Origin of the sequence: Corallococcus sp. AB049A (genome assembly GCF_003668885.1) — a bacterium.
GTDB lineage: Bacteria > Myxococcota > Myxococcia > Myxococcales > Myxococcaceae > Corallococcus > Corallococcus interemptor.
Map to the genome: position 1 here is coordinate 1 of NZ_RAWL01000299.1, position 10,805 is coordinate 10,805.

10 protein-coding genes and 1 pseudogene are annotated in these 10,805 nt (G+C 71.7%); 7 read left to right on the top strand and 4 right to left on the bottom strand.

Features of this window, described 5'->3' with window-relative positions:
* Both D7X55_RS27085 and D7X55_RS27090 read right to left on the bottom strand, forming a co-directional pair.
* Window positions 1–456 (bottom strand): annotated as a pseudogene (locus D7X55_RS27085) (twitching motility protein); the annotation flags it as partial.
* A gap of 179 nt (window positions 457–635) precedes the next feature.
* On the bottom strand, window positions 636–1,175 hold the full coding sequence (locus D7X55_RS27090; RefSeq protein ID WP_120551724.1) for an N-acetyltransferase: 540 nt from the start codon (window positions 1,173–1,175) through the stop codon (window positions 636–638).
* A 270-nt stretch (window positions 1,176–1,445) separates the two neighbouring features.
* On the opposite strand from D7X55_RS27090, the gene D7X55_RS27095 reads away from it, so the two are divergent.
* Both D7X55_RS27095 and D7X55_RS27100 read left to right on the top strand, forming a co-directional pair.
* Window positions 1,446–2,171, top strand: coding sequence for an ATP/GTP-binding protein (locus D7X55_RS27095; protein ID WP_120551723.1), 726 nt, complete (start codon window positions 1,446–1,448; stop codon window positions 2,169–2,171).
* Window positions 2,168–3,664, top strand: coding sequence for an ATP-binding protein (locus D7X55_RS27100; protein WP_120551722.1), 1,497 nt, complete (start codon window positions 2,168–2,170; stop codon window positions 3,662–3,664). Before D7X55_RS27095 ends, D7X55_RS27100 begins: the two co-directional genes overlap by 4 nt.
* 3 nt (window positions 3,665–3,667) lie before the next feature.
* Here the strand turns inward: D7X55_RS27100 and D7X55_RS27105 are convergent, their stop codons facing one another.
* Together D7X55_RS27105 and D7X55_RS27110 are read right to left on the bottom strand one after the other, a co-directional pair.
* Window positions 3,668–4,993, bottom strand: coding sequence for an MgtC/SapB family protein (locus tag D7X55_RS27105; protein WP_121724575.1), 1,326 nt, complete (start codon window positions 4,991–4,993; stop codon window positions 3,668–3,670).
* 69 nt (window positions 4,994–5,062) lie between these two features.
* Complete coding sequence (locus D7X55_RS27110) at window positions 5,063–6,196, bottom strand: aquaporin (RefSeq protein WP_306437751.1); 1,134 nt, start codon at window positions 6,194–6,196, stop codon at window positions 5,063–5,065.
* 115 nt (window positions 6,197–6,311) lie between these two features.
* On the opposite strand from D7X55_RS27110, the gene thiL reads away from it, so the two are divergent.
* From thiL to D7X55_RS27135, 5 genes are all read left to right on the top strand, one after another.
* The gene (gene thiL / locus D7X55_RS27115) at window positions 6,312–7,274 is read left to right on the top strand and encodes a thiamine-phosphate kinase (RefSeq protein ID WP_121724577.1); all 963 of its coding nucleotides are present in this window, start codon (window positions 6,312–6,314) and stop codon (window positions 7,272–7,274) included.
* A 65-nt stretch (window positions 7,275–7,339) separates the two neighbouring features.
* Window positions 7,340–8,713 (top strand): methyl-accepting chemotaxis protein, encoded by a 1,374-nt coding sequence (locus tag D7X55_RS27120; protein WP_120551718.1) that lies wholly within the window; start codon window positions 7,340–7,342, stop codon window positions 8,711–8,713.
* A gap of 33 nt (window positions 8,714–8,746) precedes the next feature.
* Entirely contained in the window at window positions 8,747–9,169 is a 423-nt protein-coding gene (locus tag D7X55_RS27125) for a chemotaxis protein CheW (protein ID WP_014400068.1), read from the top strand.
* 71 nt (window positions 9,170–9,240) lie between these two features.
* Window positions 9,241–9,609 (top strand): response regulator, encoded by a 369-nt coding sequence (locus D7X55_RS27130; RefSeq protein ID WP_014400067.1) that lies wholly within the window; start codon window positions 9,241–9,243, stop codon window positions 9,607–9,609.
* Between the two features lie 71 nt (window positions 9,610–9,680).
* Window positions 9,681–10,805 (top strand): Hpt domain-containing protein (locus D7X55_RS27135; RefSeq protein WP_199747154.1); only part of this gene is annotated, 1,125 nt, incomplete at its 3' end.

The following is a 10,805-nucleotide window of genomic DNA, read 5'->3' on the forward strand; positions in this document are numbered from 1 at the left end:
GGCGGGAACACTTCGCGCGGCGGCGGCGGGCTGCGCGGCCGGCGCGGACACGGCGGGCATCCCCGCGTAGGGCGTGCGCGTGGGCGCGGCCGCTGGAGCCGGAGCCGGTGCTGGAGCCGCCGCGGCCGCCGGAGCCGCCGCCTGCGCGGCCCCTTCCGCGGCGCGCGTGAGGCGCACGTTCATCAGCTCACCCCGGCGCACCGCCGCGATGGTGATGGCGCCCAGGCCGGTGGCGTTCACCGTCCATTGCACCGGCGTCTCCGACACGGTGGACGCGCGCGCCGCGCCCACCATCGCCTGGAGGGCCTTCGCGAGCTCTTCGGTGGAGAGGGCGCCGGGATCAATGGGCTCGTAGCCGCTGGCGCCGCGCACCATCGGAGGACGGCCGCTGGCCAGGGCCAGCTCGGTGATTCCAGGACGCGACAGATGACGCAGCAGTTCCGCGAGCGGTTTCATTCAGGGGGGAGGCCCCACCGCTGCCGCGCGTCAGGCCCGGCGGGGTGGAAACTCCCGCGAGGATAGTCGACCGCCGCGCTCCAGGTCACCTTGGGGGCATGTGCCCAAACGCACGACGGGAGCGGCCGTGTGAGGGCCCCTCCCGTCGGATCCAACCCTGGGTGTGGGGGGGCGGCGGATTACAGCTCGCGCGACATCAGGAGCCGCAGCTTGCCGGACTTCTTGGACACCACCGTGGCGACCGTGGTGAAGCCCGCCTTGCGGTAGAAGCCCACCGCCGGCGCGTTCGCCGGGTCCACGCGCAGCGCGATGGTCTTGCGGTACATGTCGCGCGCCACGTCCAGCGCCTTGTCCAGCAGCATGGCGCCCACGCCGTGGCGCCGCAGCTCCGGCTTCACCACGATGTTGCGCAGGTAGGCCGCGCCGGGCACCGGGCCGTCGCGCTCCACCGTCACGTAACCCACCACCTGGTTCTGCAGCCGCGCCACGTGGAGGAACGGCTTGAGCTGGGTGAGGGCCTTGAGGCTCTCCTCCTGCGTCTCACCCCGGCCCTTCCACGGCTCGGAGTTGGCGCGCAGGCCCGACACCGTCGAGAGGTCCTCGTCGGTGGGGGGACCGAATTTGACCCCGGTTACCACATCGTTGGGGAGCGTCGCTCCTTCCAGCACCGGCGTGGGGGCCGCCACCTCGACGCCAGGGTCCACCTGCTTCATCGTCATCGCCTTGCTCCTCCGTCGCGTCCGCGATCCTAACCGGTCCCCCCGTACCCATGCACGCGATCATTCCGCGCGCATTGTCCTGTTTTCCGTGTGGGGAGACGTCCTCCTCCCGGGCGGGGAGCAGGAATCTCTCGAAACGTCGCGTGAGGGAGCGTCATTCCAGGAAGACATGTCCCGGCCCGCTGTCTGGACTGCAAGCGGCCTTCCGCGCGGAGCGTGGGGCCATTATAAAACCCCTGTCCGGGTCCCCCTCGGTCCGAGTTCTTCCCCTTGCAACTCAACCACGCCCAGCGCGAGCTGACGCTCAAGATCGTCTATTACGGCCCCGGCTTGAGCGGGAAGACGACGAACTTGCGCAAGCTGCACGCGCGAGCGCGGCCGGACGTGCGAGGGCGCCTCCTGTCGGTGGATACGCACGACGACCGGACGCTCTTCTTCGACCTGTTGCCCGTCTTCTTCTCCACCTCCACGGGCTTCAAGGTGAAGGTGAAGCTCTTCACGGTGCCCGGGCAGGTCATCCACAACGCCACGCGGCGGGTGGTGCTGCAGGGCGCGGACGCGGTGGTCTTCATCGCGGACAGCCGGCGCGGGGCGGCGCAGGAGAACAACGCCTACTGGCGCAACCTGCAGGAGAACCTGCGGGAGATGGAGCTGGACCCCACGCAGGTGCCGGTGGTCATCCAGTTCAACAAGCGCGACCTGCCCGACAGCCTGACGGACGAGGAGCTGGCGGAGGTGCAGCGCCGGGGCAGCCAGCCGGTGGTGGGCTCCGTGGCCGTGCGGGGCGAGGGCGTGGTGGAGACCTTCCACGCCGTGGTGCAGACGGCCTGGCGCGCGCTGGAGGGCCGGGCCCAGCTGTCGCGCAACGTGGGGCTGAGCGAAGAGGAATTCCTGGGGCAGATCTTCCGTCACATCGACCTGAGCGGCACGGCGCTGGAGGGACGGTACGGTCCCGGCGCGGTGCCCGGCGGCAGGGAGAGCGGGAGGGCGCCATGACCGGCGCGTCAGGCGGAGGACCCCGGAACACCGCGAGCGTGCCCCGGCGCGAGTCCGCGCTCCAGCGGCGGCTGACGCTCGGGGACCTGTTGGACCTGCCGTCCTTCACGGAGGTGGTGAAGGGCTTCAGCGACCTGTACCGCGTGGGCATCAAGGTCCTGGACACGCGCGGCAACAAGCTGGCGGACGTGAAGGTGGGCCACGGCGACTTCTGCGCCTATGTCTTCTCCTTCCCGGATGGCCGCCACGCGTGCACCGCCATGGTGGGCCGGGTGAAGGACGGCCCCGTGCTGCCGGAGGCCGGCGGGCGCGTGGCGGACGGAGACGTGTCCGAAGCGGCGGGCCTCATCGCGCTCACCTGCTTCACCGGCCTGCGCTACGTGGTGATGCCGGTGCGCTGGGACGGCGACCTCTTGGGCCGGGTCATCCTGGGGCCCTTCACGCCGGAGGAGCTGACGGACTTCCCGGAGACGCTCACCAGCATCCACGGGCTGGACCTGGAGCGCGCGCAGGAGCTGTTGGGCCGCGTGCGCCGCGTGCCGGAGCGCACCGCCGCGCAGGTGCTGGGCCACTTCGGCCAGGTGCTGGGCGCGCTCGTGGCCAGCGGGCAGAAGGCGTACCTGGCCACGCACCTGCACCTGGAGTCCACGCTGGAGGTGCACCGCGAGCTGGAGGCGCAGAACGCGCGGCTGCTCCAGGCGAACGCGCGGCTCAAGGAGCTGGACCGGCTGAAGTCCACCTTCCTGGGCACGGTGAGCCACGAGCTGCGCACGCCGCTCGCGTCCATCCTGGGCTACTCGGAGATGATGGCGGAGGGGCTGGCCGGGCCGCTCAACCCGGAGCAGCTGCAGTACGTGCGCACCATCGTGGAGAAGGGCGAGACGCTCCTCTCGATGATCTCCTCGCTGCTGGACCTGAGCCAGATTGAAGCCGGCCGCCTGCGCCTGTCCATGGCGCCGGTGGACCCGGGCTACGTCATCCAGACGGCGGTCTCCAGCGTGCTGCCGCAGGCGCAGAGAAAGGGCCTGGAGCTGGAGGTGCGGCTGCCGCACACGCCGCAGCCCCGGCTGGCGGGGGACCTGGACAAGCTTCGCCAGGTGGTGGTGAACCTGCTGGCCAACGCGGTGAAGTTCACGCCCGCGGGCGGCCGGGTGAAGGTGACGCTGTCCGACGCGGCGATGCAGCAGGAGCTGGGCGTGCCCGGCTACCGCATCAGCGTGGAGGACACCGGCGTGGGCATCCGCGCCGAGGAGTTCGAGCGCATCTTCCAGAGCTTCTACCAGGTGGACGGCAGCTCCACGCGCGAGTTTGGCGGCGCGGGGCTGGGCCTGGCCATCGTGAAGAGCCTGGTGGAGGGCCACGGCGGCCGCGTGCGCGTGGAGAGCGAGTTCGGCCACGGCTCGCGCTTCATCGTCCAGCTGCCGCTGCACCCGCCCATGCAGGAGCGCGGGCTGACGGCCGCCCCGCCGATGCCGGAGCCGGACCGCTTCTGACGCTCAGGGCTGGTGGGGCTCGATGAGCCCCGGGCTGCCCGGATTGTTCGGAAGGAACTCCGGCAGCCGCGTCTGCACGAGCGCGCCCACCAGGCCCAGCAGCATCACCACGCCCAGCGCGCGGCCCAGCCGGAGCGTGAGCGAGCGCTGCTCGGACACGCGCGCCACCAGGATGAAGTTGATGGCGGCGCTGGCGAGCGACGCGATGATGGCGCCCACCCCCGCCGTCGTGGGGGAGATGGTGCCGTTGGCGCACAGCGACGCGGCGGACGCCACCGCGGACGCGCTGGACACCAGGCCGCCCACGGCGCTCACCGCGTAGAAGCCCCAGCGGCCCAGCAGCGTCTGGCCCACCGTGCCCACCACCTGGAGCGCCAGGAAGATGAGGCCGAACTTCAGCGCGGACGGCAGGGAGAAGGGCGACTTGAGGGGCAGGGCGGGAGGCTCGGCGCCGGGCATGGCCTCCGTGCGTGAGCGCATCAGCGCCAGGCCCGTGCTGGACAGGAGGATGAGGACCAGCGGGATGGCCGAGTCCACCAGCGCGCGGAAGGACAGGAGCCCCAGCAGCACGGCATTTCGCAGCGCCATGGCGGCGGTGGCCAGCATCACGCCCCGGTAGGCCACGTCGAGCAGGCGCCCGGATGTCTCGCGAACGCGGTTGGCAAGCTCCGCCACGGTGACGGTGCTGTTGACGAGCCCGCCCAGGAAGCCCGTCACCTCCACGCCGTTCGTGCCGAACATCTTCCACAGCAGGTAGTTCACGAAGCCGATGGCCGCGATGAGGATGACCGTCACCCACGCGGCGCGCGGCTCGATGAGGCCCCACGGGTCCACCGGCTGCGCGGGCAGCACCGGGTAGATGGCGAAGGCGAGGATGGCCAGCAGGATGGCGCTGCGCAGCTCCTCGGCGGTGATTTTGTGGCTGAAGGTGGCCATCCGCTCCTTCCACGCGAGCAGGCCCGCCGTCGTCACGCCCACCGCCGCGGGCGTCACCGTGTGGCCCAGGCCGCACAGCACGCCGGCGAAGCCCGTGACGAGCAGCGCGGCGGACGTGGTCAGCTCCGCGCCGCCGTTGGCGCGCAGTGACTGCCAGTTGAGGAAGCACAGCAGCACGCCCAGCAGCGCGAGGCTGAGCAGCGCGAAGTTCGGGCCCAGCAGGCCGCCCATGCCGCCCAGCAGCGCCGCGAAGCCGAACGTGCGCAGGCCGGCCTCCTTGCCACGCCACTCGCGCTCCAGGCCGACGAACAGCCCCACCGCGAGCGCGAGCGTCAGCCGCATCAGCGTCTGCAGCGGGGGCCAGGAGACGACGGGGGGCAGTCCTTCCATCATGTGAAATCCCTCTCCCATCTCTCTCTGCTCGCCTGTGGGGCGGACGTCAACGCCGCACCCCGTCACGCGTCAGGTGAGGGCGCGGGGACCTTCAGGCGCGGGGCCGCCGCTGATGACGTGCAGCCGCTCCCAGCCCTGCTTCGCGAGCAGCTGGTGCAGCCGGGGCCGCAGCGCGGCCTGCAACGCCTTCGCTCCGGCCTCGTCCTTCAGCGACAGCGTGGACAGCGACCAGCGCTCGCGAACGCGCGCGTCCATGCCCGGGGCGTGGCCGGTGACGTCGATGAGGACGTAGTGGGCGGCGGGGACGGTCCGGTCGCGCAGGGGCGCGGGGCGCAGGTTCGCCTCCCGCATCAGCGCGTCCACGGCCGGTGGCGGTCCGTCATCCAGCCCGGCGCCCGGCGGCGGCGACACCACCGCTCGCGCCCGGTCCGGATGCGCCAGCGTGTTGAAGAGGGCGGCGGCCAGGTGCGCGGGGCCTGCTTCGGCGCACTCGAAGACGAGGGTCTCCACTTCCGTGACGGCGGCCTTCCGCGGGCTGCCCAGGAGCCACCGGAAGAGGAACACCGCCAGCGCCGCGCCCAGGAGCTGCGCCGCGATGAAGGACTCCACCTCCCACGGGCTCATCACGCCCACGTGCGCGCTGGCCGCGCGTGCCAGCACCAGCGCCGGGTTCGCCAGCGAGCGCGAGTCCGTGAACCACACCGTCGCGGCCACGTACCCCGCGATGGCCAGCGGCGTCGCCGACGGGCGCGTGCGCACGCAGCCGCGCACCACCACCAGCAGCCCGAACGTGGCCACCATCTCCGTGAGGAACCGGGCCCCGTCCGCCGCGGGCATCTTCGCCGTGAGCAGCAGCGGTTCGTTGCACATGCGGTGCGCGACCAGCCGCCCCACCAGGCTGCCGGACAGCTGCGCCAGCGCGTACAGCGGCACCTCGCGCCACGGGGTGCGGTCCCCCAGCGCGTCCGCGAAGGTGAGCGCCGGGTTCAGGTGCGCGCCCGACAGCGGACGCAGCACCCACAGGAGGCACGCCAGCACCGCGCCGCACGACAGGGACATGAAGAGGCGTCCCTCGGTGGCGCTCGCGCCCAGGTGCTCCGCGACGTGGTGAGAGCCCTCCAGCGCCACCACCAGCAGCGCGCACCCCAGCGCTTCCGTCACCAGCCGGCGGCGCAGGTCCATGGGTGTGGCGGAGGAAGACACTCTTTGTCCTATGCCTGGGCCCCCTGACACCGTCAACGCAATGGGGCCTGCCGGCGCCCGCCCGTTCGCGGGTCGTCATTGCGTCCCCCGGCGCGGGCGTGGTCTTCAGTGCGCCATGCCCGGCGAGTTCGACCTCATCCAACGCTTCCTCGCCTGCTTCCCGCGCGCGCGGGTGCCGGTGGGGCCCGGGGACGACTGCGCCGTGCTCGCTCCGTCCAGGGGCGCGCTGTGCGTCACCACCGACGCCGTGGTGGAGGACGTGCACTTCACCCGCGCGACGTTCTCCGCCGCGGACATCGGCCACAAGGCGCTCGCGGTGAACCTGTCGGACCTGGCGGCCATGGGCGCCACGCCGCGCTGGTTCGTCTGCGCGCTCGCGCTGCCCCGGGACTTCCCCGCCCGCGAGGTCTCCGCGCTGGGCCGGGGCATGGCCGCGCTCGCGAAGGCCCACCGCATCATGCTCGTGGGCGGCAACTTCACCTCCGCGCGCGAGGTGTCCGTCACCCTCACCGTCACCGGAGAGCTGTCCCACGCGCCCATCACCCGCTCGGGCGCCCGGCCCGGGGACCTCCTCTACGTCTCCGGAACGCTCGGCGACGCGCGCCTGGGCCTCCAGCAGCTCCAGGCCGGGGTCCGCCGGGGCCTGGCCGTGAAGCGCCAGCGCCGCCCCGAGCCCCGCATCGCCCTGGGGAAGCTGGCCGCGCGCTTCGCCTCCGCCGGCATGGACGTGTCGGATGGGCTGGCGCAGGACCTGGGCCACCTGTGCGCCGCGTCCCGCGTGGGCGCGGAGCTGGCGCTGGACCGGCTGCCCCTGTCGCCCGCCGTGCGCGCGGCGCTGGGGCCGGAGGGTGCCCTGCGGGGAGGGGAGGACTACGAGCTGCTGCTCGCCGTCCCACCTTCACGCAGGCAGGCGTTCGAGCGGGCGTGCGCCCGCTCCGGGCAGGAGGTGACGCGCATGGGCGTGCTCACCCGGGAGCGGACGTTGCGAATCCGGGACGTGGGGGGGCACGTTCTGACCCCGCCAGGGGGATTCGACCACTTCGCCCGGTCAGGCAGGCAGATCCGGCCGGATGATTGACCCGTACCGGACAGCAAGGCTAAACCCCTGGGCTGTTTTCCGCCCCTCCCAGCTGAAAGCACTCCGTGCGCCGCCCCCTTCGCGACGACCCCTCCTCTGGCCTCACCCCCCGACGCGAGCCGGTGCAGCGACTGCTGCGCGCCGTCGAGGGCCCCAAGGTGGTCCGCGAGCAGTCCCTGCACCGGAAGATCACCACCGGCTACATCCTGCTGGGCCTGCTGCTGGGCACGTGGCTGCTCTGCACGGAGAGCATCTTCGACGCGTCCTGGGGCCGCTGGGCCTTCATCATCCGCGTGGGCGTGGGCGTGCTCATCACCTTCGGCGGCGCCACGTTCCTGCCGTCGCTGCTGGCGCGCGTCACCCGCGTGAAGGTGCTCAGCCGCTCCGCCTTCGAAATCTCGCAGGGGGATTTGTCCAAGCCCGTGGCCGCGGAGGTGCACAGCACCCGCGACGAAATCGACGAGCTGACGGGCGCCATCTCCCGCATGCAGGAGAACCTGCGCGAGCTGGTGGGCAAGATTCAGGACACCGCCAAGAGCGTGGCGGACACCGCCATCGACCTGCAGCGCAGCGCGGAGAACGTCAACGGGTCCACGGAGGAAGTGGGCTCGTCCATGGAGAAGATCGCCAGCGGCGCGGAGACCCAGTCCCAGCTCGTGTCGCAGGCCTCCAAGGTCATCACGGAGATGGCCGGCAGCATCCAGCGCACGGCGGCCAGCGCCCTGGACGCGGCCCGCACGTCCGCTGAGACGAGCAGCAGCGCGGAGGACGGCTCCAAGGCGGCGCGGCTCGCGGGCGACAAGGTGAAGAAGGTCTTCAACCGCATCGAGTCCGCCAGCCAGCAGGTGTTCGCCTTCGGCGAGAAGACGCAGGAGATCTCCAAGATCGTCGACGCCATCACCCAGGTGGCGCAGCAGACGAACCTCCTGGCCCTCAACGCCACCATCGAGGCGGCGCGCGCGGGCGAGTACGGCCGCGGCTTCGCGGTGGTGGCGGATGAGGTGCGCAAGCTGGCGGAGAGCGCGGGCCGCTCCGCGGAGCAGATTTCGCGCCTGGCGCGCGACATCTCCGGTCAGTCCACCTCCGTCGTGAGCGCCATGAAGGAAGGCATCGCGGAGCTGGCGGAGGGCCGTGAGGACCTCACCGACATCATGCGCTCCATGGGGGCCATCACCGACACCGCCCGCAAGGGCGCGGAGAAGGTGACGCTCATCTCCGACAGCACCCGCGACCAGATGAAGGGCAGCGAGGAGATGGTGAAGGCCATCGAGGAGATCAAGCTCGTGGCGAAGAACAACGCCAGCTCCACGGAGGCCATCCAGGCCGTCATCCAGGAGCAGACGGCCGCCGTGTCGCGGATGACGTCCCTGGCGAGCGAGCTGACCAACCTCTCCGTGGAGCTGCAGAGCGTGGTGCGCAGCTTCCGCCTGGGGCCCTGACGCCCCCGTCCTTCCGGCACGAGGGCCCTCACCGTGCGGCACGTCATCTTCCGGGTCGAGAAGGAACGCTACGGGTTGCCCTTGTCGGCCGTCCGGGAGGTCGTCGTGCCCCCGGAGCGCTATACCCGGGTGCCCCGCGCCCCCGCCGCCATCACCGGGGTGATGAACCTGCGCGGCCGGGTGGTGACGGTGGTGGAGCTGCGCCAGTTGCTACACCTGCCAGAAGGTCCCACGCCTTTGTGCCGGGTCGTGCTACTGGACCGGGGTCGCAGGGACTTGGGTCTCCTGGTGACGGACGTGGACGGCATCGAGGCGGTGGAGCGCGTCAGCGCCGCGCCGGGCAAGGTCATGCCCGCGGTTCGCGGCGTTGCCCGCCTGGGCGGTCTGGGAGTGACCGTGCTGGATCCGGAAGGACTTGATGCGGCGGTCGTTGCCTTGTTCACTCCCTCCAAGTGAGTAGCCCCCCGGAAACGGCCGGTGATAGGGTGCGCTCCCTCTAGGCCTGAAACGGAGGCGGAGTTCTTCACATGGCTAAGCGGGTGCTGGTCGTCGACGACGCCATCTTCATGCGCAACATGATCAAGGACATCTTTGCGTCTGGAGGGTTCGAGGTCGTCGGTGAGGCGGCCAACGGCCTGGAGGCCGTGGAGAAGTTCAAGGAGTTGAAGCCGGACCTCACGACGATGGACATCGTGATGCCCTTCAAGAGCGGCATTGAAGCCACGCGGGAAATCATCAAGGCCGACAGCAGCGCGGTCGTCATCATGTGCTCGGCGCTCGGGCAGGAGAGCCTGGTGATGGAGGCCATCGAGGCGGGTGCCTCGGACTTCATCGTCAAGCCGTTCCGGGCGGAGGACGTGCTGGCGGTCGTCAAGAAGGTGTTGGGCGAGGCCTGAACCGGGGCGAAGGGGGCCGCTCCCGCCCGGGTCGCGGCCTTGCCTTCCGCCTGTGAAGGAGGTGCCGGGTCATGACGATGGACATGTCCCGGTACCTGGGCCTCTTCATCTCGGAGGCCACCGAGCACCTGGAGGCGCTCGGGCGCGACCTCGTGGCGCTGGAGCGCGAGGCCACCGCCAGCACCGTGGACTCGATGTTCCGGCACGCCCACTCGGTGAAGGGCATGGCGTCGTCCATGGGCTTCGAGCCCATCGCGATGCTGGCGCACCGGGTGGAGGACCTGGTGGACGCGGTGCGGCAGGACCGCAAGCTCCTGGACCGGGACCTGGTGGACCTGCTGCTCAACGCCGCGGACACGCTCACCGCCCAGGTGCGCGCCGTCGCGTCCAGCCGCGAGCCGGAGCAGGCCGCGGGGCTGCTCCAGCAGCTGGGCGCCCGCGTGGAGGCGCTCACCGGCCACGCCCCCGCCGCGACCCGCGTGGCCCAGGTCACCGCGCTCAAGCCCGCGACCCCGTCCGGAGACGACGGCGAGGGCTCGGGAGGCGGAGAGGGCCCGTCAGGCGCCTCGGGTTCGGGGAGTCCGGGCGGCGCGGCCGGTCCGGCCTCGGGCTCGGGCTCGGCCTCGGGCTCGGGAAGTCCGGGCGGTGCGGCCAGTGCCTCGGGAGCCGGTGCGTCGGGTTCGGCGGCCCCGGCCTCGGGCGCGGGTCCGTCCGGCGGTGACACGGGCGTGGGAGCTTCCGGTGCGACGGTGCCCTCCGCCCTGGCGGTGATGCCTCCGGCCACGCTGATGCCGCCTCGCGACCTGAGCGGCCCGGATGCCCTCTATGGCGCCCCCTCCGCGCGCACCCTGGCGGTGATGCCGGAGAGCGACCCTTCCTCGCCCGTGGCGGCGCTGACCTCCGGGCTCAAGGCCGTCACCAGCGTGGCGGATGGCAAGTCCGGCGCGCCCCGCTGGTCCGTGCGCCTGCGCATCTCTCCCACCTGTCAGGTGCCGGGTGTGCGCGCGTTCCTCGTGCACAAGCGGCTGTCCACCCTGGGCACGCTGGTGGACCTGCGCCCGCCGCTGGAGGAACTCAAGGCCGGCCGCATCCCGGACGGCTACATCCAGGTGGACGTGGAGACCGGCGTCGGCGACACCGGCATCCAGGCCGCCCTGCGCAACGTGGCGGAGGTGGAGGTCGTCTCCGTCTCCCCC